At 63.5% G+C, this 25,374-nt stretch carries 31 protein-coding genes and 1 pseudogene; 22 read left to right on the top strand and 10 right to left on the bottom strand.

Annotated features, from left to right (window positions below):
• Positions 1-34: 34 nt before the first annotated feature.
• Complete coding sequence (locus ACAG21_RS23340) at positions 35-784, bottom strand: IclR family transcriptional regulator (RefSeq protein ID WP_370498639.1); 750 nt, start codon at positions 782-784, stop codon at positions 35-37.
• Positions 785-853: 69 nt separating this feature from the next.
• On the opposite strand from ACAG21_RS23340, the gene pcaH reads away from it, so the two are divergent.
• Genes pcaH through ACAG21_RS23310 form a run of 6 tightly spaced genes read left to right on the top strand, consistent with a single transcriptional unit; the run spans position 854 to position 5,855 of the window.
• Complete coding sequence (gene pcaH, locus ACAG21_RS23335) at positions 854-1,606, top strand: protocatechuate 3,4-dioxygenase subunit beta (RefSeq protein WP_370498638.1); 753 nt, start codon at positions 854-856, stop codon at positions 1,604-1,606.
• A complete protein-coding gene (pcaG, locus tag ACAG21_RS23330) occupies positions 1,603-2,163 on the top strand; it encodes a protocatechuate 3,4-dioxygenase subunit alpha (protein WP_370498637.1) in 561 nt (186 codons plus the stop codon). The genes pcaH and pcaG overlap by 4 nt, the downstream gene beginning before the upstream one ends.
• Entirely contained in the window at positions 2,160-3,359 is a 1,200-nt protein-coding gene (locus ACAG21_RS23325) for a lyase family protein (RefSeq protein WP_370498636.1), read from the top strand. The genes pcaG and ACAG21_RS23325 overlap by 4 nt, the downstream gene beginning before the upstream one ends.
• Positions 3,356-4,513, top strand: a complete 1,158-nt coding sequence (gene pcaC, locus ACAG21_RS23320; RefSeq protein ID WP_370498635.1) for a 4-carboxymuconolactone decarboxylase — start codon at positions 3,356-3,358, stop codon at positions 4,511-4,513. The genes ACAG21_RS23325 and pcaC overlap by 4 nt, the downstream gene beginning before the upstream one ends.
• Entirely contained in the window at positions 4,513-5,178 is a 666-nt protein-coding gene (locus ACAG21_RS23315; RefSeq protein ID WP_370498634.1) for a 3-oxoacid CoA-transferase subunit A, read from the top strand. Before pcaC ends, ACAG21_RS23315 begins: the two co-directional genes overlap by 1 nt.
• A complete protein-coding gene (locus ACAG21_RS23310; protein ID WP_370498633.1) occupies positions 5,175-5,855 on the top strand; it encodes a 3-oxoacid CoA-transferase subunit B in 681 nt (226 codons plus the stop codon). Before ACAG21_RS23315 ends, ACAG21_RS23310 begins: the two co-directional genes overlap by 4 nt.
• Before the next feature lie 67 nt (positions 5,856-5,922).
• On the opposite strand, the gene ACAG21_RS23305 is transcribed toward ACAG21_RS23310, so the two are convergent.
• Positions 5,923-6,705: a FadR/GntR family transcriptional regulator gene (locus ACAG21_RS23305; RefSeq protein ID WP_370498632.1), complete on the bottom strand. Its 783-nt coding sequence runs from the start codon at positions 6,703-6,705 to the stop codon at positions 5,923-5,925.
• Positions 6,706-6,762: 57 nt separating this feature from the next.
• On the opposite strand from ACAG21_RS23305, the gene ACAG21_RS23300 reads away from it, so the two are divergent.
• The 12 genes from ACAG21_RS23300 to ACAG21_RS23245 all read left to right on the top strand — a co-directional run bounded on the left by ACAG21_RS23300 (position 6,763) and on the right by ACAG21_RS23245 (position 16,125).
• A complete protein-coding gene (locus ACAG21_RS23300) occupies positions 6,763-7,806 on the top strand; it encodes an ornithine cyclodeaminase family protein (RefSeq protein ID WP_370498631.1) in 1,044 nt (347 codons plus the stop codon).
• Positions 7,806-8,885, top strand: coding sequence for a cupin domain-containing protein (locus tag ACAG21_RS23295; protein WP_370498630.1), 1,080 nt, complete (start codon positions 7,806-7,808; stop codon positions 8,883-8,885). The genes ACAG21_RS23300 and ACAG21_RS23295 overlap by 1 nt, the downstream gene beginning before the upstream one ends.
• Complete coding sequence (gene dapA / locus ACAG21_RS23290; protein ID WP_370498629.1) at positions 8,882-9,781, top strand: 4-hydroxy-tetrahydrodipicolinate synthase; 900 nt, start codon at positions 8,882-8,884, stop codon at positions 9,779-9,781. Before ACAG21_RS23295 ends, dapA begins: the two co-directional genes overlap by 4 nt.
• Before the next feature lie 28 nt (positions 9,782-9,809).
• Positions 9,810-10,562 (top strand): hypothetical protein, encoded by a 753-nt coding sequence (locus ACAG21_RS23285; RefSeq protein WP_370498628.1) that lies wholly within the window; start codon positions 9,810-9,812, stop codon positions 10,560-10,562.
• 17 nt (positions 10,563-10,579) lie between these two features.
• Positions 10,580-11,143, top strand: coding sequence for a hypothetical protein (locus tag ACAG21_RS23280; RefSeq protein ID WP_370498627.1), 564 nt, complete (start codon positions 10,580-10,582; stop codon positions 11,141-11,143).
• Positions 11,144-11,166: 23 nt separating this feature from the next.
• Positions 11,167-11,448 (top strand): hypothetical protein, encoded by a 282-nt coding sequence (locus ACAG21_RS23275; RefSeq protein ID WP_370498626.1) that lies wholly within the window; start codon positions 11,167-11,169, stop codon positions 11,446-11,448.
• Positions 11,449-11,507: 59 nt separating this feature from the next.
• Complete coding sequence (locus ACAG21_RS23270; protein ID WP_370498625.1) at positions 11,508-12,464, top strand: hypothetical protein; 957 nt, start codon at positions 11,508-11,510, stop codon at positions 12,462-12,464.
• Between the two features lie 42 nt (positions 12,465-12,506).
• On the top strand, positions 12,507-13,256 hold the full coding sequence (locus ACAG21_RS23265; protein WP_370498624.1) for a dienelactone hydrolase family protein: 750 nt from the start codon (positions 12,507-12,509) through the stop codon (positions 13,254-13,256).
• Entirely contained in the window at positions 13,253-14,293 is a 1,041-nt protein-coding gene (locus ACAG21_RS23260) for an NAD(P)/FAD-dependent oxidoreductase (RefSeq protein ID WP_370498623.1), read from the top strand. Before ACAG21_RS23265 ends, ACAG21_RS23260 begins: the two co-directional genes overlap by 4 nt.
• Positions 14,294-14,297: 4 nt before the next feature.
• Positions 14,298-14,639: an indolepyruvate ferredoxin oxidoreductase subunit alpha gene (locus ACAG21_RS23255; RefSeq protein WP_370498622.1), complete on the top strand. Its 342-nt coding sequence runs from the start codon at positions 14,298-14,300 to the stop codon at positions 14,637-14,639.
• Between the two features lie 9 nt (positions 14,640-14,648).
• A complete protein-coding gene (locus tag ACAG21_RS23250; protein ID WP_370498621.1) occupies positions 14,649-15,251 on the top strand; it encodes a carboxymuconolactone decarboxylase family protein in 603 nt (200 codons plus the stop codon).
• Positions 15,252-15,426: 175 nt separating this feature from the next.
• Positions 15,427-16,125 carry a class II aldolase/adducin family protein gene (locus tag ACAG21_RS23245; RefSeq protein WP_370498620.1) on the top strand — a complete coding sequence of 233 codons (699 nt, stop codon included), beginning with the start codon at positions 15,427-15,429 and terminating at the stop codon, positions 16,123-16,125.
• 120 nt (positions 16,126-16,245) lie between these two features.
• Here the strand turns inward: ACAG21_RS23245 and ACAG21_RS23240 are convergent, their stop codons facing one another.
• The 3 genes from ACAG21_RS23240 to ACAG21_RS23230 are packed head-to-tail and all read right to left on the bottom strand — an operon-like array spanning position 16,246 to position 18,619.
• Positions 16,246-16,821 (bottom strand): hypothetical protein, encoded by a 576-nt coding sequence (locus ACAG21_RS23240; protein WP_370498619.1) that lies wholly within the window; start codon positions 16,819-16,821, stop codon positions 16,246-16,248.
• Complete coding sequence (locus ACAG21_RS23235; protein WP_370498618.1) at positions 16,818-18,320, bottom strand: hypothetical protein; 1,503 nt, start codon at positions 18,318-18,320, stop codon at positions 16,818-16,820. Before ACAG21_RS23235 ends, ACAG21_RS23240 begins: the two co-directional genes overlap by 4 nt.
• The gene (locus ACAG21_RS23230; protein WP_370498617.1) at positions 18,320-18,619 is read right to left on the bottom strand and encodes a hypothetical protein; all 300 of its coding nucleotides are present in this window, start codon (positions 18,617-18,619) and stop codon (positions 18,320-18,322) included. Before ACAG21_RS23230 ends, ACAG21_RS23235 begins: the two co-directional genes overlap by 1 nt.
• 204 nt (positions 18,620-18,823) lie before the next feature.
• On the opposite strand from ACAG21_RS23230, the gene ACAG21_RS23225 reads away from it, so the two are divergent.
• From ACAG21_RS23225 to ACAG21_RS23210, 4 genes and pseudogenes are all read left to right on the top strand, one after another.
• Positions 18,824-19,231: a hypothetical protein gene (locus ACAG21_RS23225; protein ID WP_370498616.1), complete on the top strand. Its 408-nt coding sequence runs from the start codon at positions 18,824-18,826 to the stop codon at positions 19,229-19,231.
• Positions 19,232-19,342: 111 nt separating this feature from the next.
• Positions 19,343-19,507: pseudogene (locus ACAG21_RS23220) on the top strand (hypothetical protein); the annotation flags it as partial.
• 213 nt (positions 19,508-19,720) lie between these two features.
• Positions 19,721-19,969 (top strand): hypothetical protein, encoded by a 249-nt coding sequence (locus tag ACAG21_RS23215; RefSeq protein ID WP_370498615.1) that lies wholly within the window; start codon positions 19,721-19,723, stop codon positions 19,967-19,969.
• Between the two features lie 221 nt (positions 19,970-20,190).
• A complete protein-coding gene (locus ACAG21_RS23210) occupies positions 20,191-20,382 on the top strand; it encodes a hypothetical protein (protein ID WP_370498614.1) in 192 nt (63 codons plus the stop codon).
• A 16-nt stretch (positions 20,383-20,398) separates the two neighbouring features.
• On the opposite strand, the gene ACAG21_RS23205 is transcribed toward ACAG21_RS23210, so the two are convergent.
• The 5 genes from ACAG21_RS23205 to ACAG21_RS23185 all read right to left on the bottom strand — a co-directional run bounded on the left by ACAG21_RS23205 (position 20,399) and on the right by ACAG21_RS23185 (position 25,326).
• The gene (locus ACAG21_RS23205; RefSeq protein WP_243393846.1) at positions 20,399-20,890 is read right to left on the bottom strand and encodes a hypothetical protein; all 492 of its coding nucleotides are present in this window, start codon (positions 20,888-20,890) and stop codon (positions 20,399-20,401) included.
• 115 nt (positions 20,891-21,005) lie between these two features.
• On the bottom strand, positions 21,006-22,679 hold the full coding sequence (locus ACAG21_RS23200) for an alpha/beta hydrolase (protein ID WP_370498613.1): 1,674 nt from the start codon (positions 22,677-22,679) through the stop codon (positions 21,006-21,008).
• 12 nt (positions 22,680-22,691) lie between these two features.
• Positions 22,692-23,018, bottom strand: coding sequence for a hypothetical protein (locus ACAG21_RS23195; RefSeq protein WP_370498612.1), 327 nt, complete (start codon positions 23,016-23,018; stop codon positions 22,692-22,694).
• A gap of 1,467 nt (positions 23,019-24,485) precedes the next feature.
• A complete protein-coding gene (locus ACAG21_RS23190; RefSeq protein ID WP_370498611.1) occupies positions 24,486-24,839 on the bottom strand; it encodes a VOC family protein in 354 nt (117 codons plus the stop codon).
• 13 nt (positions 24,840-24,852) lie between these two features.
• Entirely contained in the window at positions 24,853-25,326 is a 474-nt protein-coding gene (locus ACAG21_RS23185; protein WP_370498610.1) for a GtrA family protein, read from the bottom strand.
• Between the last annotated feature and the right edge of the window lie 48 nt (positions 25,327-25,374).

The following is a 25,374-nucleotide window of genomic DNA, read 5'->3' as shown; positions in this document are numbered from 1 at the left end:
AGACCGTCAACTATCTCTCTGCAAAACAGAGAGGTCAGATCATTCGACCGATACCACGGGCGGCGACCTGCAAAGCACCCAATAGTCGCTGACGGTCGCGCTTTAGGGTCGCGACGACCACCCCGATGGCGGCCACCACAGCTTCGTCGGAAGATTGAACCACCGGCACCGCAAGGGAACACGCTCCGAGCGACATCTCTTCGCTTGTCGTGGCCATGCCCTCGCGGCGAATCTGGTCCAGTTGTGCGCGCAGCACGTCCGGCCGGGTAATCGTGTGCGGCGTAACGCGCGTCAGATTGGCACACACCCGCGTTTGGACATCCGTAGGCGCATGAGCAAGCAGCACTTTGCCGACGCCGGTGGCGTGCATGGGCAGCCGACTGCCCACCTCGCTGAGGATCGGCACCGAAGCGCGGCCCGCCATTCGCTCCAAATACAACACCTCGTCGCCATCACGAACCGCCAGATGCACGGTCGCCATCGTCGCGGCGTAGACGTCGTGGAGGAAGGGCTCCGCCACCCGTTGCAAACCGCCGCTTACGGGGGCCAGCAACCCGGCACGCCACATCAACGGCCCCGTCGCATATCGCCCATCGGCAAGCCGCTGCAATGCGCCGCCCGCGACGAGTTCACCGATCAGGCGGTGCGCCGTGGGCACCGGGATGCCGGCTCGCCGAGCCAGTTCAGTCTGCGTCAGACTGCGGTGCCTCGCGTCGAACGCACCCAATATCGCAAGGACCCTCGAAGTAACCGTCGTACCGGCCACCGAGGTGTTTCCTGCCACGGGACTATCCTTCCGCTCAGCGAAAGCTTACCGTTCCACAGGTGGCCTCAGAACCCATAGCCTGCGCGTATGACGACACTCCCCAGCCAAGCCGAGATCTCCGCGGAGATTGCGGAAATCGAGGCCGGTTACCACCGGGCCGGCGTGGAGTTGACCCAGCCGAGGCTGAACTACCCGCCCTATCGGAGCAGTTTGCTACGCCACCCCACCAAAGCGCTCCTGCATGCCGATCCGGAAACAATCGAATTGACGGCACCGTGTTTCGGGGATCGTGACGTGGACCCCAGGGATTCCGACCTGACCATCCAGCACGGCGGCGAACCCATCGGAGAGCGGATTGTGGTGACCGGCCGCATAGTTGACGGCACAGGCAGTCCGGTACGTCGCCAACTCGTTGAGATCTGGCAGGCGAACGCCTGCGGTCGCTACGTTCATATAGGCGATCAGCATCCCGCGCCGCTGGATCCAAACTTCACCGGGGCGGGCCGCTGCCTGACCGATGACAACGGCATCTACCGCTTCACCACAATCAAGCCCGGGCCCTATCCCTGGCGAAACCACCACAACGCGTGGCGGCCAGCCCACATCCATTTCTCGTTGTTCGGAACGGCTTTCACGCAGCGGATGATCACCCAGATGTACTTCCCTGCGGACCCGCTGTTCCCCTTCGATCCGATCTACCAGTCCATCAACGACCAGAAGGCGCGTAAACGGCTGGTCGCCACGTACGACCACGACCTGAGCGTTCCCGAGTGGGCCACCGGTTATCGATGGGACATTGTGCTCAGCGGCGACATTGGCACCCCAATGGAGTGCCAATGAGAACCTTGCTGACCGCCACCCCGGGCCAAACGATCGGGCCGTTCTTCGGCTACGCACTGCCGTTCGCGAACAGCTCCGAACTGGTGCCGCCATCGTTAGCCGGATCGATTCGCCTGCACGGAGTGGTCAGTGATGGTGCGGGCATCCCGGTACCCGATAGCCTCATCGAGATCTGGCAAGCCGACCCCGACGGTGTCATCCCGTCGTCCACCGGTTCGTTGCGCCGCGACGGTGTGACCTTTACCGGTTGGGGCCGCGCCAGCACCGACCAAGCGGGTCACTACAGCTTCAATACCGTCAAACCGGGTGTTACAGAGCCGAATTCGGCGCCCTTTTTCGCGTTGACGGTATTCGCACGCGGTCTGCTCAACCGCCTCTTCACGCGCGCCTACCTGCCCGGCGGTCGGCTCGGCAGCGACCGACTCCTGGCCTCGGCGCCCCTCGACCGGCGGCACACTCTGATCGCCGAGCCCGACGAGCTGGGCTTGCGCTTCGACATCAGGCTGCAAGGCGAAGACGAGACCGTGTTCTTGCGTTACCCGGGATGCCTGCCATGACGGACCTCCTCTGGCCGGGGGACGAGCGTGCCGGCCCGCTGATGACCGACGCCGCATTCCTCACCGCGATGGTCCAGGTCGAACACGCTTGGCTGCGGGTGCTTGTGGACGCCGGCGTGGCCCCTGCGGCCGCCGTCGCAGACCTGCCCCGGCTGGTGTCGACCGACGACACCGAGGCGCTGGCGTCGGCGGCGGAGCGCGACGGCAGCCCGGTGAGCGGGTTGGTCGAGCTGCTGCGTCAACGCAGCGGTGCCGAAACCGCCCGGTGGGTACACCGCGGTTTGACAACCCAGGACATCATCGACACCGCGATGATGCTATGCCTGCGCGACGCGCTCGCCACTGTGCAGAAGCAGCTTGCGTCCCAAGTGCGCACGCTGGCCGCTCTGGTCGAAAGGCATCCGACCCCAATGCTGGCCCGAACGCTGACCCAGCCCGCGGTGCCGAGCACGGTAGCAGCGAAACTGGCCAACTGGCTGTCGGGGGTGCTGGACGGCGCCGACGCGGTGGGAGCTCTGCCCCGGCTACCCGCACAGGTAGGCGGTGCTGCCGGAACCCTTGCGGCAACAACAGAATTGACGGGATCGGCGGCTTCGGCACTCGCTTTGTCGGGCTCGTTGGCAGCAGCGCTGGGTTTGGCCAGCGCGCCGCCGTGGCATACCACACGGTCTGTGGTGACCCGGATCGGCGATGCGTTGGTCGCCTGTTGTGACGCCTGGGCGCACATCGCCAACGACGTGGCCATCGGCAGCCGACCCGAGATCGGTGAACTCGCCGAGGGTCGCGGCGGCAGGTCATCGACGATGCCACAGAAAAGAAATCCGATCCTGTCGGTGCTGATCCGGCGGGCCGCGCTGACCGCTCCTCCCCTGGCCGCCACGCTGCACGCCGCGTCGGCGGCCAGCGTCGACGAACGCGCCGACGGCGGATGGCATGCCGAATGGGCAACCCTGCGGACTCTTACGCGTCGCACCGTCGTTGCCGCGGCCCAGATGAGTGATCTGCTGGCCGGGTTGGAGATCAATACGGAGCGGGCCGGCACGAATCTTGCCGCCGCCGGTGAGATTCGCGCCGAGCAGCGATCGATGACCGAATTGACCGGGCGGGCAGCGCTACCCGCCTATACCGGGGCGACAGATAACCTGGTCGACACCGCACTTCGACGCGCCCAGCAATACCTCGAGGACGCGACGTGAGCATCCCGCAACTGACGGGCACCCACTTCGCCGGGCCAGAGAACGGCGAACTGTTGCTGCTCGGCCCATCGCTAGGCACCTCGGTAATCGCATTGTGGCAAGCCGCTGCCGAATCGCTGTCCAAACATGTTCGTGTGGTGGGTTGGGATCTGCCGGGACACGGACGCAGCCAGCCCACTGCGTCGCCGTTCACTATCGCCGAACTCGGGGCTGCGGTGCTGGCTCTGGCGGACGAAATATCCCCGGGCGCCCCGTTCCACTACGCGGGCGATTCCATCGGCGGCGCCGTGGGGTTGCAACTGCTGCTCGACGCGCCCGCCAGAGTCGCGACCGCGACATTACTGTGCACCGCTGCGGTTTTCGGCGGAACTTCGATATGGCGCGACCGCGCGGCACTCGTGCGGCAGTCCGGTACCGGCGCTGTCGTCGATATTGCACAACAGCGCTGGTTCGCAGCCGGATTCACCGATCGCGAACCGGTCGTTACCGCGGCGCTGCTTGACGCATTACGCAGTGCTGACGCCGAGTCCTACGCCATCGCCTGCGAGGCGCTGGCCTCGTTCGATGTCTCCGATCGCCTGACGCACATCGCCAATCCGGTGCTGGCAATCGCCGGCAGTGAGGACGTTGCAACGCCGGTGGAATGTTTGCGACACATCGCATCTGACGTCAAGCCCAGTCGCCTCGTGGTGCTCGACGGGGTGGCTCATCTCGCTCCGGCGGAGGCACCTGTCAAGGTCGCCCATCTGATCGTGGGTCACGTCAGACCACACACGCCATTTGGGACGGCTACGGCGGTGCGGCGGGATGTGCTCGGCGACAACCATGTCGATCGCGCCGTGGTCGCGACGACGCCTTTCACCGCCGACTTCCAAGACCTGATCACCCGCTACGCCTGGGGCGGCATCTGGACCCGTCCGGGTCTTGACCGCCGCAGCCGGTCGTTGATCGCACTGACCGCCCTGGTAGCCCGGGGTCACCACGAGGAGTTTGCCATGCATCTGCGCGCTGCGCGACGCAACGGGCTGTCCAATGACGAGATTCAGGAGTTGTTACTGCAGACGGCGATCTATTGCGGTGTGCCCGAAGCGAACTCGGCATTCCGGATCGCTGACAAGGTCCTCGCCGAATATGACGCGGAGCAGGCGCGCTGATGGGCCGCACCGTTGTTTGCAATCCGGCGGAGGCGGTTGCGGGGATCCCCGATGGCGCAACGATTCTGATAGGCGGCTTCGGGACGGCGGGTATGCCGATCAACCTCATCGACGCGTTGATTGACCAAGGCGCCGCCGATCTGACGATTGTCAGTAACAATGCCGGCAACGGCGATACTGGACTGGCCGCTTTGCTGGCCAAACGCCGTGTACGCAAGGTGATTTGCTCGTTTCCCCGCCAATCGGATTCCTATGTGTTCGACGAGCTCTATCGGGCAGGCAAGGTGGCACTCGAAGTGGTGCCACAGGGAAACCTCGCCGAGCGGATCCGCGCGGCCGGAGCCGGCATCGGCGCGTTCTTCTGCCCTACGGGCGTCGGAACTGTCTTGGCTGAAGGAAAGGAAGAACGCACGATCGAGGGGCGAACCTACGTATTGGAATACCCACTACGTGGGGATGTCGCGCTGATCGCTGCGCATGTCGCCGATCGAGCGGGAAACCTGGTGTACCGCAAGACGGCGCGAAACTTCGGCCCGGTGATGGCCGCAGCCGCGGCTCTAACCGTCGCCGAGGTGTCCCGGGTAGTCGACGCGGGCGCGCTTGACCCGGAAACCGTCGTCACACCAGGTATTTTCGTCGACCGCGTCGTGGAGGTGAGCAAATGACGAACACCCCGAACGTCGGCCGCCGGGTCGAAAACCTCGACCGTGGACCGCTTGACCGCAATGAGCTCGCCGCGCTTATCGCCCGGGACATCCCCGCCTTCTCGTATGTCAACCTCGGCATCGGGCAGCCCACCCTGGTAGCCGACCACCTGCCGCCCGAAGCCGGCGTGGTGCTTCACACCGAGAACGGCATGCTGGGCATGGGGCCCACGGCGGGAGCCGACGAAATCGATCCGGACCTGATCAATGCCGGCAAGGTTCCGGTCACCGAAACACCTGGGGCGTCGTATTTCCACCATGCGGACTCGTTCGCGATGATGCGCGGTGGCCACCTGGATGTCTGCGTGCTCGGCGCCATGCAGGTCAGCCGCCACGGCGATCTGGCCAATTGGCACACCGGCGCCCCGGATGCGATTCCCGCCGTCGGGGGCGCGATGGACCTCGCGATTGGCGCCAAGAGCGTCGTCGTCATGATGGACCTGTTCGCCAAGGACGGCACCGCCAAACTCGTACCGGCTTGCACGTACCCGCTGACCGGGCTGCGTTGTGTCAGTAGGGTTTACACCAGTCATGCGGTCTTCGACATCGACCGCGGCGAAGGCACCGTGCGAGTCAGGGAGACGTATGGGATCGCACTAACTGAGCTTGCCTCTCAGATGGGAGTCGCACTGAACTGACCACTCCAGTCAGGTGGAGGACAACTCTTGAGGCAGAACGGTTTTCAACGTCCCAGGTCAGCGGGGATCAGTCGCCCGTGGCATTGTGTTCGGCGAGCGCATGGATCGCGGCGGCAGGATCTTGTACTGCGATTGCATCGACCAGCCGCACGTGCAGCCGGTAGCGCCGCAAAAGCGAGTCCGGCAACGGCTCTTCGACTGCCGGCACAACCGCCAGCGTGTGTGCCTCGATCACGTCGAGCAGGCCCACGTAAATAGAGCTCAGCATCGCGTTCGGGCTCACCTCGGCAATCTGCGCGTGCAGCGCGCAATTTGCATGCAGGAACGCGATGCCGTCGCCTATTTGCGCAGCGACGGCCATGTCTGCGAGTCGTGCCTGCAGCGCATCGATGTCGGACTGATTGGCATGCCATACCGCATCCTCGATCAGGAGCGCATCGAGTGCGTTGCGAATGCGCACGGCATCAGAGACCGAGGCCGTGTGCGAATCCAGCGCGAGCATGACGTTGCCCAGTCGCACCATCGGAGGCGGCTCGGATGCGAAGAGACCCCCACCGGGACCAGGACGCACCGAGACGAGACCCCGAGCCTGGAGCAACCGGATAGCTTCGTTGAGAGTCCCAACGGAGACGCCGCAGCGAATTCGCAACTCTTCTTTGGTTCCGAGCCGTCCACCGGGTTCGACGGCCTTGACGTTCGCAGCGATTGCCTGCGCGGCAAGTTCCGCGCGGGTGGCTGGACGGCTTCTCCGCGTTGCCGCCCGCCACTCGCTACGCCGCAGCGCGGGCGCCTCGACCTGGCCATACTCGCGTTCCTCAGCGCTCACCTGAACACCTCCGAAATTCAGCATGACGATTATGCCGAATTAGCTTGACATCGCGTGTGACCGCCAGCACACTAATTCATCATGGTGAATAGCGGACCCGCCCTGCGTCACGCCGGCCCGACGGGTACGGCGCGGCTCCGGGAACAGCCAGCGGGCAGTCCCCCGCGGTGGATTGACGAAGAAGACGTTGTCGCGTTGGTGTCATTACCCGAGGTCATTGATGCGATTCGGGATACCTACACGCGGGCTGCCGCAGGCGATGTAGTGGCGATGCCCAAGACTTTCGCGTCCTGGGCGGGTGGGAGCATGCACGCCATCGGAGCGATGGCGGTCTCATCGGGACTTGCCGTGTCGAAAACCTGGGCGCACACCGGTGGCGGGGCTACTCCCCTGTTAGCGGCCTGGGATGTGGACACGGGAAAGCTTCTTGCAGTCATCCAGGCGTTTGGGCTAGGCCAATTGCGCACCAGCGCAATCACCGGAACGGCGACGTCGATCTTGGCCGCCGACCGGTGCCAGAAACTGGCCGTGATCGGCTCGGGAAAACAGGCCGAAGGTCAGATTGCTGCGGTGGCCGCCGTGCGCGAAATCCAAGACATTGCGATCTACAGTCCCACCGCTGATCACCGGAAATCGTTCGCAGAGAAAATCACGGAGCATTCCGGAATCGCCGCACATGCCGCCGACTCGGTCGCAGAGGCTGTGGATCAAGCCGATGTGGTCGTCACAGTGACGCGGGCGACCGAACCATTCATTAGCAAGCCAATGTTGGCCCATCGGGTGCACATCAACGCTGTTGGTGCAATCACTCCCGAACGCGCAGAGCTCGAAGCCGCGGTTGTGGCGCACGCACGTCGCATCGTTGCCGATGATGTTGCCGCCGCCCGTCAGCTCTCACCTCGGGAGCTGTCGGCAACCAGTGCACCTCACGTGCTGTCACTCGGATCAGCGCTCACGGGAGACGAGCGCATCGAAGGCGACGGCATAACGATCTTCAAGGCTCTTGGGACCGGCATTTCAGACCTGGCGGTAGCCGAAATTGTTTTCGAACGGGCCACCGCTGCCGGCGCCGGCCGCCCCCTTTCAGTCTCACCTCGGTCTCAACCAAGATTATGGAGCAATTGATGTCTTTGTTTGTCGATGTCAGCGACCGTCCCGCCCCGACTCAGCTCGACTTCTGGGATCCAGTGCTGATCACAAAGGCCGAAATCGATGCCGAAGTAGAGCGGCTGAGCCGGCAACCGCGGCCCAGCAATGGCCGGCGCGAGGCCTTGATCGTTCATCCGAAAGCCACGGCACCCGGCAACGGGCTGGCGCCCGGCATCCGCGTAACGCTGTCGGTGCTGCTGCCCGGCGAAAGCTCTGCACCGTCGCGCCACAATGCAACTCAGGTGTCATTCTGCATCGACGGCAGCGGAACGGCTGTCGTGGGCGACAAAAAGTTCAGCTTCGGTCAATACGACGTATGGAATCACCCTTCCTGGACCACATTTCAGCACATCAACGACACCGACAGCGTGCAAGTGCGATTGAGCTACTCCAATGCCGCTTTACTCGACCAGCTCGGCGTCTACCTGGTGGAGGACAATCCACTCGAAGAACTCCCCAGCGCCCCGAATGAGGAGTCTGGTGAGCGCAAACAGAGTCCGTTCGGTGTCTTTCAACTCACCGACGAAGGGGCGTGGCTGATGCCCTACGAGAAGCTGATCAGTCCACCCAATGTTGAAAGCCCGGCGCTGTATTGGCCGTGGCAGCGGGTCAAGGACAATCTCGACAAGCTGACCGCCCTGGGAGCGGAATATCGCGGACGCCGACTGTACCTCCTCTACAACCCGGCAACCGGGCGGACCAACGGCACCACCCCGAACTTCTTTGCCACCATCACGATTCGTCCGCCAAAGATCATCGATCGTCCCCACCGTCACGTGTCAGCTGCCATCAACTACTACTTTCACGGGCGCGGTCACAGCCTGGTCAACGGCAAACGTTATGACTGGGAAGCCGGTGACCTGATGTTGTCGGCACCGGGTTGGGCCGTGCATCACCACGCCAGCGGCCCCGACGAGCATGTTCACGAATTGACCATCCAGGACCAGCCGTTCCACATCGCCCTGGAATCGCTGCTTTGGCAAGAGGATTTGAAGCGCGAGGCGCGGTTACTGGGTGTGGAGTCGGGCTTCGCGACGAACCGGTCCGCGGGATGATCGCACTGGCACCCGAGGAGTTGCGTGGCTCCTACCCACCGCTGGTCACCCCGTTCAGCGACGGGCGCATCGACTTGGCGGTCTACGAGAAGTTGGTGGACTTCCAAGCCCGATCGGGCAGTCACGGAATCGTTGTGGCGGGAACCAGTGGCGAGCCGGCGCTACTGTCCGTCGCCGAGCGCAAAGAACTCGCGGCCACCGCGGTCGGCGTCGCCGGTGGACGGTTACCCGTCATGGTCGCCACCGGAGCTCCATCCTTGGCAGAGACGATCGAGCTAACCCGGCATGCCGAGGATATCGATGCCGCAGCGGTTTTGGTGGTTACGCCGGCATTCACTCGACCCCCGCAGCGGGGGTTAGTCGAGTTCTATGAGGTCGTGTGCCGCAACACCAGCAAGCCGGTACTGCTCTATCACATTCCGGTACGGTCGGCCGTCTCGGTGACCATCGACACCCTCGAGGCGATTGCCGAGCGCTGCGACAACTTCGTCGGGGCCAAACATGCGTCCACGGACTTGGGGTGGGTTACGGACGCGTTGTTGCGTCTTGGTCCGCAGTTTCGGATTTTTGTGGGGCTTGAGGAGGTCTCGCTGCCGATGCTGGCCGTCGGAGCCGCCGGGATGGTCAACGCGGTCGCCAATGTCTTTCCGGCGCCAATTGTTGCTCTTTACCAGGCTATCCAGGACGAGAAGCTCGCCGAGGCACGGCGGTTGCATCAGGCGCTGTGGAAGCTGAACCAGTCGGTGTTCTTCGATACCAACCCCATTCCGGTGAAGTACATGATGCGACAGCGCGGACTACTTCCCACCAATGAAGAGCGGCTGCCCATGGCCCCAGCTACACCCGAAGTCGAACGACTCTGCGACGCGGTCTTGGCCGCCGCAGCGGATCTTTAGCACAGAAACGATCAGAAGGGAGATCGGCATGGCGCAGACGGTGACAGGGGCGTCATCTGCAACGGAGAGGACGCGGCGAATTCCACCACCGTCAGGGAATCGGGAACCGTTGAAGGTCAACGTTTTCGATTTCATGACCGGGGCAGCGTCTCAACTGCTGCCGTTGTTTCCCTACCATGACGCCGGCGCCATAGTCCCTACCGGCTCAATCATGAGGGGCGACCGAGACGATAGCGCCTTCGGTCACTTCTTCCACTACAACACCGTGGAAGAAGTCGCAGTCACCTTCGGTGCAAACCAGGCGATGTTGCAGACCGGCCAGATCTTCGTCACCCAACAACTGCATGGCGTGAATTCGTTTCTGCGTGATTCCGCCGATCCCGAGGCCTTCATTCTGATAACCGTCACCCAGCACCAGGCGGAAGAGGGCGATCAAGCGGAGGCGATCTTGTTCCGCTGTCAGAAGTGCTCCGAGCAGCTTGTGCGCTTCGACTACAACGCAAGTCCCAAAGGTGTCGATGGCCACGACCCCACCCAGTGGGACGGCAACGCAGATGACGAAGTTCACATGTTTCCCACCATCTGGGGCAGTAATCGCGCCGCCCTGGACTACGAGCCGGAACCCGCGCGCACCTGTCCCAAGTGCGGGCATATCAGCCCACCTCATCCGCACCACAAGTGGGGTTGGAATCGATACGTCGCGCAGGTTCGTACGGCGGACTCGGCCAAGCGGGCCATGCGCGCAGCGGCTGCGGCAACGCAGGAAACCGGGGCGGTGTGACCATGGACCGACGACGAATGTTGCACGCGTTCAAGGCAGCTCAGGAAATCGGCAACTACGAGGAAGTCCCGGTGCTGCCGACGAAGGTGGACCCGCAGCTATACATGTCCCGCAACACGGTCGCCCAGCCATTTCATCTCATCTGTGCGAAAGACACGGTGGTCGTTCAGATGTCTGGTACGGCCGAAATGTATTTGAAGGACTCCTCAGTCAACCGATTCGCGATGGACGTCGGAGACCACGTCTATGTCCCTGCGGGTACTCCGCACCGGATCGTGCCGTCACAAGAGAGTGTCCAGATGCGCTATAAGGCGCGGTCCGCAGGACTCGAAGGCATCGCATGGTACTGCCCCGGCTGCGACCGTGAACTACATCGGTTCGAATGGGACACTGCCGAAACCGTCTCGCAGGAAGTATATTTCGACGGCTGTCGGGCATTCAACGACGATGAGACCCTGCGACACTGCAGCGGTTGTGGTGCCCAACATCCCCGCATTGACATGGAACCCTTCGCGGCCTGGAAACCGCTCGCCGAGCAGTTGCGTGCCGAGCTGCAGACCCCAGTAACTCAACCGTCGTAAATCACTTACAGAAAGGCACATTCATGCCCACCTACCTGACCACCCACTTAGCTCCTGGACTCTCGGCCGACGAGATCGCCGGCAATGCACCTGATGTCGCAGAGTCGCGATACGCGACATTTCAGAATCTGTATGTCGACATGTACAGCGGCTTCCTCGTGACGATCTACCAGGCCGAGAGCCGCGATGACCTGGAGCGCGAATTCGAGCGAGTCGGGTTCCCCTTCGACGAGATCCGCGAGATCCAATTCGCGCTGGACGCGCCGGGTCTGCAGGCAATGATCCAAGGTATCCCGACTTCATGACGTCTGTTCAGTCATGTAGCCAACGCCCTAGCGGACCCGTTCTCGACCGCCGAATAACCTTGACGCTGCAAGGCGACTGGGGCCAAGCCAACCTCCACCGCATCTGTGGCTGGCTGGCTCAGGAGGTCGGCGACCGATGCGAGCCCGACTCGGAGATCCTCATCCGTTCCGGACGCGGCGGAGCCGACGCGATTCACGCTGTCCTGTCCGGCCGGGTCGATGTTGCGCTGTTAACACCCACGGCTGCAATGGGAATGGTCGCCGGCGGAGGCCCATTGGCTGCCGAGCGATCGGAACGACTACGAGCATTGGGCACATTGCCCCAACGAGACCGCCTGGTCACCTGCGTGGACGCCGAGCTGGGCGTGTCGTCGTTAGACGAGCTCGCCTCACTGATGTCCCAGCTGCGCATCGCGACCAGTCCCGATGACGGTGTCAACCTCGTCGGGCTGGCCGCGCACCGTCAACTGCAAGCGGTAGGCATCGACGCTGCTGCCTTGGAAAGCGCTGGCGGATCGTGGCTTTACCATGAGCGACCGTTTCCAGCGATCGCCGCATTCCGCGACGGAGCGGCGAACGTACTAATTCACGAAGCAATCATGATGCCCGCCTGGCAACGCATCACTGACCGCCGATCGGTGGTCTACCTCGACGTGACCCGCCCCGTCCTCGATGCATTCCAGAGGTGGCATTGGCCATCGGCAGTCGTCCCGCACGGCTACTTGCCGGGCCTCGGTCGCGACCTCACCGCCCTCGAGTTCTCGGACTTCCTGCTGCTATGCACCGATGCACTACCCGATGACATCGCCGAGTTGATCGCCTGGTGCATGGTCGCGACGCGCGAGGCACTCGAGGTGCAATATCGACACATTCCACCGGAACGCAGCCCGCTGAGCTACCCGCTCGAGCCGCAAGCGATCGCCGCCGCACCGATCGCGCTGCATCCCGCGGCGGCCAAAGCCTATGACGCCTTCACCGAAGACCAACGTCCAACCCAAGCCCTGATATGGGACTGACTCCGGCCGCATTTGAATTCTCAGAAAGGACTCCGACATCTCATGACCGCCGCCGCTGATGAACTGACCGCCGACTGGTTGACACTGACCACAACTGACGGTCCGATGCGGCTCTACCGCGCTCGTCCCGACGCGCAACGCGCAGTCAAACCGCCAGCCGCGGTGATCGTTCTGCAAGAGGCATTCGGAGTCAATGACCACATCCAGGATGTCACCCGGCGCATTGCATCCGAGGGATACCTGGCCCTGGCGCCCGACCTATTCCATCGCTGCGGAATCGACACCGTGGACTACGCTGACCGCGACACCGCGATGCGGCTCATCGGCGAGCTGGGCACCGAACCCATCGTGACGGACGTCGCGGCCGCCCTCACCTACCTTGCGGATACGGAAAAGATTCCGGTTGAGAAGACCGCAATCGTCGGATTTTGCTTCGGCGGCCGCGCTGCGTTCGCGGCTGCCACTGCCCTCCCGGTGGCGGCCACGGTGGTGTTCTACGGACCGGGAATCGCACGAGGCCCGCACGCCACGTTGGATCAAGCGCCTAACCTCGAGGGACCGGTGCTGATGTTCGTTGGAGATGCCGACCCGACCATCCCGCCGGAGGACATCTCGGCGATCCAAGCTGAAGCCAAGCTGCACGATTTGGACCTGCGCTTGGTCGTGTTCAAAGGCGCAGGGCACGCGTTTCACTGCGACGCACGACCGGCACAGTACGTGGATGATGCGGCACGAAAGGCCTGGGCGGATACCACTGAATTGCTGGCCGAGACACTCGCAGCACGGCCGTGAACAGTTCCATTCCAGCCGCCATCGACACCGACGTCCTCATCATCGGGGCCGGCCCAAGCGGCCTCTTCGCGTCCTACTATGCCGGACTGCGTGGGTTATCCGTGGTGTTGATCGACTCACTGGCCCAACCCGGCGGACAACTCACGGCGCTGTACCCCGACAAACCCATCTACGATGTCGCCGGTCTCCCCGAGGTAATGGGATCCGTATTGGCAGCGTCCTTGACGACGCAGGCCGAGCTTGCACATCCCACCTGGCTGCTCGGTGAACAATCGGTGGAAATGCTTGCCGCACCGCATGATTGCAGCACCTCTGATCGCGCACCTCGTCGATTCACCATCGTCACAGACAAGGGCCGCCGAATCAGTGCCAGCGGAATCATCATCGCGGCTGGTATCGGGAGCTTCCAAACCCGCAGGCTGATTTGCGCAGATGACTACCTTGACCGCGGAGTGCAGTACACACTGCGCAACATCGCTGCCTATGTCGATGTCGACGTTGTCGTCGTCGGCGGTGGTGACAGCGCGGTCGACTGGGCCAACATGCTCTGCCCGATGGCTAGGTCCGTGACATTGATCCATCGCCGGCGAACCCTGACTGCACATCCAAAGTCGGTCAACCAGCTTGAACAAAACGGCGCCCGGCTGATTCTGGACAGCGAGGTCACCGCCGCACACGGCGATCGCTGGCTCGAAGCGATCACCGTGCGCACTGGCAGCACGAGCGAGACGGTAAAGACGCAAGCGGTGATCGCCGCTTTGGGCCACATCGCAAATCTGGGACCACTGCTGAAATGGGGACTAAAGGTCGAAAGTCGGCAGATCGTGGTCGATTCCACGATGGCTACCAACGTCCCAGGAGTGTTCGCAGTCGGGGATGTCACCGCGTATCCGGGCAAGGTTCGCATCATGGCAGTTGGTTTCGGCGAAGCAGCGACCGCGGTGAATAACCTTGCCGCGCAGCTTGACCCAGCGCGGTCTGTCTTCCCTGGCCATTCAACCGAGTTGATGGGTTCCGCAGCGGCGAGGAGGGGGTGATCCCATGCCTTACGTAATCGGCCCGACCTGCATCGAAGAACTCAACGGGTCATGTGTAGACGCCTGCCCCGTCGACTGCATCTATGAAGGCGAACGCAGACGATACATCCAACCTGACGAGTGCATCGAATGCGGTGCATGCCTACCCGTCTGCCCGGTGGACGCGATCACCAGTCGCGCAGACGCCCAACCCGAGTGGATCGAGGACAACGCGAAGTTCTTCAACGCAGTGCTTCCCGGACGCACCGAACCACTCGGATCGCCCGGCAGCGCTTCTTCGGTGGGCACGATCGGCGTAGACACTGAGCTGACCTCGACCACACCCGCTCCATCCAAGCCTGCATAAGGAGGAAACATGACAGAAATCGATTCTGCGCCAAATACATCGGACACCGACCGCGATAGTCAGCATCTTGCCGGGGTCCCGCTGATCGGCATAGAAGAATTGGATCCCGCGGTAAAGGCGCGACTTCAATCAAAGATCGATCGACTCGGCTACCTCGGTGGTTTCTTCCAGCTAACGGCCCACCAACCCGAGGCCCTGGCCGCTTTCATCGACTACACGGATGCGACCAAACGCGCTCTCCCCGACGACCTTACAGAGACCGTGGCACTCACCGTAGCCACCGCAACCGGTAACGACTATGAGCGTCACCAGCACGAGCGGCTGTCGGTGAAGCTCGGCCTGGGCAAAGACTGGGTTGCCACCGTTGAAAAGCTCGACCCCGACAATTCGAATCTCACGCCTGGGCAGCGCGCAACTCAAAAGTGGGTCCTCGCAGTACTGAAAGCACACGGCAACGGCTCAGCCGCTGAGCGAGATAACCTTGTGGCCGAGCTCGGTTACAAGTCCGCGATCGCGGTCACTTTGGCGTGCGGACGCTACGTCGCGCATGCCACAATTGCCAACAGCTTTAACATTCAGCCGCCCGTACCATCGATATTCGCCGCCGGCTAGGGCTGACCGACCCCACAGTCTTGTTCAGCGTCACGAACCGCCTGGCCGACGACTCGACGGAAAGAGGGTTAGCGGCAACGACACTGGCGTCCTGGCTGCCAGCCAAGCATGGCTAGCTCGTTTGGGATCGCCGTCGGGAGGAGCTCCGTGCAATGGACAGAGTGGTTTGACTGACATGAACGATCCTGTGGGTATCGTCGTGGCCGCGAGCGCTGCCCTGGCTACTGCCGGGCTGAGCGACATGGTGTGGGGGCACGCGTCTATCCGGGACCCAGACGGTCGTGGGGTATGGATGAAGGCCGCCGGCTGGGCATTCGAGGAGATCAATGCTGCAAAGGTTGTTCTCGTCGACCCCACCGGCAGCGTCCTAAGCGGGGAAGGTCGGCCACATCTCGAATTTCACATCCACACACAGATCATGACGGCTCGCAGCGACGTCGGCTGCGTCGTGCACACCCACTCACCTGCCGTAAACGCGTTCGCCTCACTTGTGCGTGATCTGCACCCGATATCGCATGACGGGGTTCCGTTCGCCTACCCCCAGATCCCCCGGTTCACCGAGACGGGAGCGCTGATCGCTACGCCCGAATTGGGGCGCTCCCTGGCCGCCACCCTGGGCGACGCCAACGCGGCTCTGATACCCAACCACGGCTCCGTGACGGTCGGCGCTGACGCACCCACCGCAGTGATGCTGTCCGTTCTACTTGAAAGCGCCTGCCGCACTGAGTTACTGGCCGCAGCTGCGGGCGGACCGCAGTACTGGTCGGACGAAGCGGAAACCCGATTCAAACGCGACCAAGCATGGAACCACACGCAATTCGACGCGGGCTGGCAGTACCTGCTGAGGCGGTCGGGTCACGTCCCTACGGACTGATCAGCCAAAACTGGTCCAATCCCATTATCGCGCAACAACTTTCAGATGCCGCCAGACTGGCCGTGTGACCTCAATGTGACCTGAGCGGCGGCGACCCGCCCCGCGAGGCGCTGGTTGCGCTCAGAAGGTCAAGTTGCCAGACGGCTTTAGCGCGAAGCCATGTTGTCCGATGCTGTTGTCCACACATGCGACCAGCCCGTCAGCGCCGACGGCGCACGTGACGTTCTGATAGGACAGTTTCTGTCCGGCACCGAGCAACGTGCCCGAGTTGTAGGCGCCGATAGGGCAGCCGCTCAACTCCTTGTCTATGCGGAATCCTGCGGCCCCCCAGTCGCCCACGGTGCCGGTCGCACAGGACTCGGTGGGTGTGGAACCTGATGCGACGCCGGGTATTTGGCCTTCGCAGTGAATGCCTTGGGACGATCCTGCAGGCTGCGGATTGATGGTGGCGGTGAAGCCGCACTGGATGTTGTAGGGAGTCGAGAACTCAACGAATCGACCCGGCCCTTTGGGACCGGTGCCGATGTAGTTGTCCACCGGCACGGAGGCGAAGCTGTCGAGGTTGGGGAAACCGGGCGGCAACGCGGCGGCGTGGGGTCCGCAGCCCATCAGGGTCAGTGTGGCTGCCAAGATTCCGGCGCCCAGGTACCGGGTGGTGCGAACGGCCGCAGTTCTCATCGAGTCCTCCTCGGTCATGGGTTGATGGTGATCGTCGAGGTGTAGGTGCGGGGAAAGTAGGGCGGTCCCTGCTGGGGATTTTCTGGTGGGGGGTGCCAGCCTTCCGGGATCGGCCAGGTGCTCGTGCGCAGCGTGACCTGTTCCTGGCCGTTGGGGAGAACGTCGATCTTGGTGACCGTAGGCCCGTAGGGCACCGACGGTGTGGTGCCGGGGCTGGCAATCGAAGCGGGCGTGAGGTTGGTAGGTGTCGCGTTGAGCAGCCCGTCGGGGGTGGCGGCAGTGACGCCGACCACCGGCGCACCGTTGCTGGCGCTGGTGAGCAGGTAGCCGCCCTTCGGCAAGCCGACGATCTGGTTCTCGCGATCGCCCGCCCCAAGATTGGTGAAGGTCCCGGTTTGATGCATCGTGTTCATCCACGCATTGGGCGGGTCACCGGGTTTGATCGGGTCGGACTGCCACAGTGCGCGTTGGCCATCCGCTCCCACGTTGCCAACGATGACCATCCTGTTGGTCTTCGGGTCGTACACCCCGCTGGCCTGTGAGATGCCCACCTTCTGACTGGAATTCAGCAGCGTGCCTTGCAGCGGCCCGAGATCGTGCGTCGGATCCGCAAGGTTCTGGACGTGCGACTCCTTCCCGATGAAGTTCTTGGGATCAGTGCCATCCCCGTACGGCTTGATGCTGTAGAACGCATACTGCTGGCCGTTGGGACCGACGGCCGTCCCGGTCGGTAGCGGGCGTTGGCCCTTGGGAACCGGAAACGGATTGTCACCGTCCCACTGCGTTCCGGGTATGTGCAGCTGCGGTCTGCCGTCGTGCGGGTCGCCGGTGATCAGGATTCCCGTTCCCGGGATCGTCACGCCCAAGTCGTAGGGCGAGCCTTTCTGCTGCTCCTGGGTCGGGTCGGATCCCGGCCCGGCGATGGTGGGATCGTGCTGGGTCGGGTCGTCGCCCGGCTGCCCACCAGCGCCGCCGCCTTCCTTGAAGTTCAGCGTGCCCCAGCCGGCCGACATCGCCCGCAGTTCGCTGTTGACCCGCGATTCGCTACTCACCAGCCTCGCGACCCGGTGCCCGATCTGTCCGGCGTGCGCTTCCGCCAACGCCAGTCGTTGCTGATATTGCTGCGCGGTTTCGGCCTCGTGGGTGTCGGCAACGGAATAGTCCTCGCCCACCACGAAACCGTCGCGTTCGGCGTCCTCGACGGCATCGAGCGCGGTGCGTGTCCCAGCCTCCAGCACGTCTTGCCAGCGCTGTGTCGATGCGGCCACTTCCTCCCAACTCCAGGTGAACGGCCGGGCCATCGACATGTCCAACCCGGCTTGATTGATCGCCGCGGCGCCACCCATGCCTTCCCACTCGACGCCGCCGGGGTGCTGCACGTCTTGGGCCAACTGCTCGAGGGCGGATTGCGTCTTCGTGCCTATGTTCTGCAGATAGCCGCTCAACTGCCCGAAGTAGGAATAGTCGGACGCGCGCAGCTGCGAAAGCGTTGGGACATGCGGTGTGTCGTCGGCCATCAGCGCGGTACCGCGCGCAGACGGACAGCGCCGTGTTTGTCGTTCTGCGCGTACGCGAAGCCCGCGGCGTTATACCCCGCGGCACGTGCGTTGATGCGTGCCACGACGGCGGACACGTCTTTGGCTGCCCGCCCGGCGGCGCGCCGCGCCGTCGCCGCACTTGACTGCCACCCCGACGTAGAAATGGGCGGCGGCTTGGATACGGCGCTCAACTCGTCGCTGACCATCTCGCTCTCTTTGGCGAGCTGATGCAGCCCAGAGGCCAGCACCTTTAGACGAAGGCCAGGCATCTCGGGCACTAGAGAATTTTAGCGAGATTCTCACCGCCGAAACTCGACTTCACACTCTGGGCCGATCGGCGGAGATGGACTGCCTTCCGAGGGGCGCGTAGCTCACCCGGTCCACCGGTACCTGCTGACGCTGCTCGCGGTCGATGAACTCCACGCGAGTTCACGAGAAGCCATATAAGGACCCGCGCCGAAACCGTGAGCTACCGTTCCACCATGCCCGGGTACCCCGCACAACCGTCAGATCTGTCGTGGTTCTACACGCTCAATCTGCACGACCGGGTCAACCTGCTGAACAACCCGCGCCAGTCACTCATAGCTGCGTTCGTCGAACGCATTCTGGCCCAAGTCAAACAGCACGGGATCGAGCAAGCGGTCGTCGACGAAACACAATGGAGCGGCACGTCCACCTGGAAGCTCGATGAGGCAGTGCGGGCAAAGCTCGAGGAGGACGGCCACAAGCTCGATGGCTGGTTCGACTCACTGACACCCACTGAGCGCAACCACGTCATTTTGCACCGCAGCGAAGAGGGCACACAGACCGCTGCGAGAAAAGCCGGCGTCGATCCACGCATGGCCCATCCCTACCTCGAGATGAAGGCGACCAAGCTCGGCCTGCCATGAGATGGCGCGCGACCTCTGGTCTCGCCTCGCCTACCAAGCGGCGTCACATCGACGGTTAACTAGGAGCGCACAGTGCGATTGATCAACGTTCGAGCCCTCGCAGTCGTCGGCATGGTGCTCGGTGTCGCGGTGTTCAATGCTGGTGCGGCAACCGCCGATGGCCCGGTCCAGGTGAGAAGCAGGCTCGGCGATGCGTGTCTGGACGCTCCGGGCGGGAACTGGTACGCCGCGGTAGTGGTCAACCCGTGCAACGGTTCAGACAGGCCCTGGGACTTGGGTGTCCACCCGCTATTGCGGCGATGATCCGGCTCAAGGTTGGGATGTCGTTCCGTAATGCGTAGACGCCCAATGCATTACGAGAGTTGATCCGCTCACCCCTACCACTTCTGCTGGGCGGCCCAGCGGTGAATAGCTCTACGCCCGAAACGATCCTAAACTCGCGCTGAGCCTTGATGCCCGCGTTGCCGCTACCGAGAGGACGGATGAGACATGACGCTGCTACTGATCGTCCTCAAGGTCGCGCTGATCGCCTTCGTCGTCGGCGGTACCGCCGCCCTGATCGCCCGCGGCATTGCGCGCTCGCGCGCGAATCGATTCGATCCGCGGTGGACGAGCCACCGCACCCAACCCGGATACGAGGCCTCGGCGTTGGGTGCGACGCCCGCTACACCACTGCCCGAGTGGGCCTATTGGGACGAAGACGGCGACGACAATCGCGAGGGCCTGCGGCGCCGCTGACGCTACGACCTCCATCGCGATGACTTCCGTTGCGGCAGCAGGTGTTCCGAGCTGTCCGACTTCGTCGAGATGCTGTGCTTCATCCAGGCGCCGGCCGAGCGAGTGCGCAGCGGATGTGAACGATCGTGGTGCGATCAAGTCCCAGGCCCGCACGCCTCATCCATAATGCAGTTGTGTCCCGCCGACCGATCGGCGGGACTGGGTAGGGGGTGCCATACGCTGTGGCCCTTAAGCGCGTCGACGAGTTGAGGCCAGGCGACCGGATACGGATGAAGATCGGGCGTGCCACCGTCGTCGCCGTCGAGGCCCTTCCCGACGATCGCACCTTGATCACTTTCGCCTACGGGACGAAAGGCGCCGCCGACAATGATCTGACCGTCGATGTCCTCGGCGACGATGAGTGGGGCGACTGAGCCAACCCGACCGGACTCAGGAGCCCGTCAGGATCGTCGGGAAGGGGCTGCGCTCCGCGGGCAGATCGGGCGGGAAACACGGAGAGACACCTTGCAGCGTCGGGGCATAGCCGGGCTGATACCGGGCGATGATCTGCAGGATGTAGCCATCAGGCGCATACCCGAATCGATTGGGCTTGTAGAAGCCGTCCCGCTCGTACACCTGCCAGCCCCAGCTCTTCCAGATGTCCCCGGCCTTGGCGACAATCGTGTTCGTGTCGACGCCGGCCGGCAGCGTCAGATCACCATTGGTCGCGAATTCCATTGGCGGCGTGCCGGTTTCGACATCCTTACACGGATGCACGGTACCACCGCCGCTGTAGCGGCTGGCGTCAAGCGTCGTCCCGGGCGGAAGCGCGGCAAGCGTCTTCTTGAGGTAGCCGATCACCGTATCCTGGGCCTGCTGTTGGGTTTTCGGGATGACGGGTTCCAGCTTCCAGCCGGGCGGTGGCGGTGGCGTTGATTCCACGGGTGGTCCTCCAATGGGCGTAGCACCGGTCGGCGTGGGTGGCCCCAGCGGGCGTTCGTGGCTACAGGCAACGACGAGCATGACCATCAACAGAGCACACGTACGGCGCATGCGTTTAGCCTCCCCCACTCGGAATAGCCTGGGGCGGTGGCACACCGGCGATCACAGCGCCCAGATTGAGCAGCGCCGGGTTCCCCTCGCTCCAGTAGCTACTGTGGGCCGCAACGCTCGGCGTCACGCCCAGCGGGTCACTGCTCGGCCCGGCAGCCGCGAACAGCCGCGTCGCACCGAAGTCGTCGGAGGTCGGGTCGTGCCCCAGCGTCATGTCAGTCACCAACTCGATGATGTCATTGCGGGCTCGCATGGCATAGACATTCGCACCGGCATCCAGGCTCAGGTCACCAGCGTGCTTGACGAGCATGCCGGGGCTGCCGACTGCGATGACGTTGTTGGCGTCTAGATGATGGCCACCCGATGCCGCCGCACCGACCAACGTCGAGCCGTAGCTGTGCCCGATCACCGTGTCGATCGACGGCGTTCCCACGTGGGACGCGCGCTGCCCGCTCTCGAACGCATCCAACGCGCCCGCGCCGGCCCGGGCCCGGTCGGGCCACGCCGCCTCGAAGAGATCCATCGGACGGTCGTAGCCCATCCACGTCGTCACCGCGACATCGCCCGGCCTCAAGTTCGGGTCGGCCGCCATCGCTGAGTTGTACATCGCCAACGACTTGAGGTCGCTGCCTTCGAAGGTCGCGAGGTCTTGGCCGGTGCCGGGCACCAGGATCGCATTGCGCCTGGCGTAGTCGGGGTTTCCGATCGCGACCGCGCCGTGGCCCTGGTCATCGATCAGGCCGAGGTAGCGCCGCACGCCGTCGTTGCGGTTCAACGCCGTCTGCACGGCCTTGTAGCCGTCGAGGCTGTGCCGGGCCGCGAGTAGTTGGGGCGCAAGTGCATTGAATTCGCCGGTCGTCGCTTCGGTGTGATCGCCCATGTAGATCTGGGCCGCAAGTTCGTCGACGCGGTGCTGCAGACGGTCGACGTCGGCTTGCGTCTGCTGCTGCAGCTCGGGCAGATGAAGCCGGTTGTAGTGATCCTTGCCGAGATGATCCTGCGGATCCCACGGCATCCCGGGGTGATTGCCGATGTTGTGGTCCTGGCTGTACAGCCAGTCCTTTTCCTCGGGCGTGAGCTTGTTCCACAGGTCGGCGAACTGCTTGGGATCCTGCGGCAGCGGCTGCCCCAACGCCCGTTGCACGTCGGGCCGGTTGTCGTGCGGTCCGGGCGGAATGGGCGCATCGCCGTCGGCCATATTGATCGCCGTCGCCAACTCCTGGTCGACGGCGTTGGCCTCGGCCACGATCGCGTCCAAGCGGGTTTGCAGCTCAGCCCGCTGCGCCTGCATCTTCGCCCATTCGGCCGCGGTGTAGCGCAGCTGGGGAATCGCCACCACCTGACTGGTCACGGCATCGACCTGCAGCCGAGCGGCGGCCACGTCCGCCCGCAACGTCGCGAGCTCGGCCTTGACCTTGTCGATGCCGCCGGCGGCTTTGTCGGCGGCCTGTGCGACGGCGAGGGCTTCGTTGCCATGCGCGTCGAGGTCTTGTCGCACTGCCGCATTCTGGTGTGCGGCGGCGTCGCGGGACGCACCCTCCCAGCTGGCGAACACCGAGAGCGTCGCCAACTCACGCGAGGCGCCGAAGGCGCTCTGCGAACGCGCGGAGGCCGCGTGAAACACCTCGCGCACCGCTTCGGCGTTCCAGCGGTCAATGTCTGCGACCGATAAGGTCATACCCCACTGTTCTCAGCCGCGGCCACTGACCGCGGCAGCTCTGGCAGCGACCCCGGCGAGTGCGCGGGCTCGCTCCGCCTCGGCCGCCGCATGCAGGACCGCGGCGTCTTGCAGCGCGAATCCGTGATCGCCGACCTTGCCCACTAACGCCTGCGACTCCGGCAGCCAGCGCGCCGCCCTGGCGCTCAGCGCCAGCGCCGACGTACCGGCCCATCCGTACTGAGCCGCCTCGACCCGGTTGTCGGCCGTCAAGAAGCCTGCCGCCAGATCCTCGGCCTGATCGCTCACCTGTCTTCCCGAAACCGTCAACTGCTCCACATCGATCTTGATGTCAGACACCGTCGGATCCCCTTCCCGGCAAGCCTGGAGCCGTGCATCGATGGCCCGCGAGGCTACGCATCTGCGCAGCGTAAGCACACAGGGCGGCCACCGCACTTCACCCTTGCGCAGGTGGCGGCGCTTCTGGGCCGCAAGGCCCGGCGGGGCGATCAACATGCCGAAAGTTGTGACTCAACCGCAGAAGAGAGCCCCCGGGTATGAACTTCGCGGCGATTGCAAACTAAAGGATTTGCTTGAGCCCCGTTCCACACGTGAATAAGAGGAACCCGGTATGGATTTTATGATCAGGGCAGACTTAGGGATTTGCAGAAGGCTATTGGGAACTCGGTTGTACGGATTACGCTTGAATAACAGACTTTGGGATTTATCAATTATTTATTGGTCGCCCCAAACGTCACACCCGCCACAGGCAACCATTCCACGCGAACCGGCGCGTGCGGCGGCCCCGCGAGCGAACGTGGGCGGGCAGGAGTCGTTCAGGTGAGGCCGTCCAAGCCGGCGCCGACCCCCCGGCGGCAGCGGACGAAGATCCGGAAAACTGCTCTGAACAGCAGATTTCTACTCGAAGAGGGTGGCCATCCGGCTCTCGCCGTCCTTGGGCGAGTCGCATGAGGTGCACTGCATTCCGGCGCCGTTGCCGAAGCATTGGCTAGTACAGTCGGCACTCCCGATCCCGATCGTCAACAGGAACGCTCCCACTGACGCTACAAACAGCGCCGCGACCGTCTCCATTTCTGACCTCCCACCCAACCCTGAATTAATTGCGAGCTGTATACCACCAACCCAAGGCGTCTAAGCAATAAAAATGGACCAAATTTTCATCAACGTCAAGTTCAAATGCAGAATTAATCAAGATCAATTCTTGTGACGATCAAGATCAGTTGCTCGGGAGACTCGAGCGGATCAGAAATTCCAATGATTAGTCCATTTCGGCAAGACGACCCGCCGTAGTGTGTGCTATCAGACCGAGGCGATGCGGACGTCTGGCCCGCGGCGCTGGGGCTACCGGATGCCGGAGGTGTCGCGAAAATCGGCGAGCGCGCCAACATGCCGCACGCGACACGCTGCGTGGCACCAGGCAGGGGATGCAAGAGCGAGAACGGCGAAGACCCGCTGCAGGCCCCCGCAATCGCGTTGGGACACAGGCAAATTCGGCCGCAGCGTCAAGGCTTGCGCTACACAGAGTTAAGGGATTCCGGCCGAAAAATTAAGTGAAGCGGCCACCGAGGATCCTCCCGGTGGCCGCCTCGTCGGCCATTAAACGATGCTAGCTTTCGCCCACGATCCGCGTGCCGTTTTTCGCGAGTTCTTCCCCAGATCCGAAGCTGGGGCCCGTCCAGTCCAGGACAGTGCAGGTCAGAGACCTCGAGCGCGTACAGCGTCGCTTGAAGGCGATCGGCTGGCAGGCCGACGGCGGCCGACCTCAGCTCGAGCCGCATTGCACCGCGTGATGCCGTTGCGGTCGTTTCAGCGGGCCAACGGCTTGTAGAAGACCACGCCGTTGCCCTTGTTGTCGTAGACCACGGCACGGCGTTCGTGGGCGTCGTCGTACGGGCCCTTCACGATGCCGCCGCCGCTGGCCTCGACAGCCTTGGCCGCCGCGTCGACATCGGCGGTCTTGATACCGACGACGACCTGCCCGGGTATGGGATGGTCGACGTCGGTCGCCAGGGCGAGAGTGATCGGCCCGCCGTCGAGGGCGGCGAAGTGAGCGCCGTCGCGGAATTTCAGCGCCATGCCCAGGGTGTCGCTGTAGAACCGGATCGACTCGTCCAAGTCGTCGGTCGACAAGATGATCATCTTTACTTCGTGATCGCTCAAGGGGCGCCTCCTGTCAGCGGCGGAAGACCACCCACCGCATCGCGCTATACATGTACACCGCTTCGCACATGCCCGCAACGACTCGCGACAGTTGGTACTGCAGACCGATAGCCGACAGCAGGGTGGTCACCCCGAGGATGAAGGCCAGGTAGTTGACGACGACCACGACGACGTAGACGGCGAGCTGCGAGCCGACCGCGCCGTGGGACTGGAAGTTAAAGGTGCGGTTGAGCACGTAGCTCAGCGCGAAAGCGCACGCGTAGGAGACGGTGACGGCGATCGGCACCGGAAGGTCGAGGCCGTCACGCAGCGTCGTGAGCAGGACGAGATCGACGCTGAAGGTGAAGCCGTTGATCACACAGAAGCCGAGGAACGTCGGGGCGATGATCGAACGGAGCCCGAACGGAAGCCGACTGACGACCGCCTCACAGGACTTGTGGAATCGGTCGACCGCCCGCGACTGGCTGACCCGCGATTCGGCTGTCACGCGGTCACCGTCCCATGACCGGGTTTCGGCCATGTGAGCACTTGGCCA

Source organism: Mycobacterium sp. pR1184, from assembly GCF_041287235.1.
GTDB lineage: Bacteria > Actinomycetota > Actinomycetes > Mycobacteriales > Mycobacteriaceae > Mycobacterium.
The sequence above is the reverse complement of the archived record's forward strand: the minus strand, read 5'-3'. Positions and strand labels throughout refer to the sequence as shown.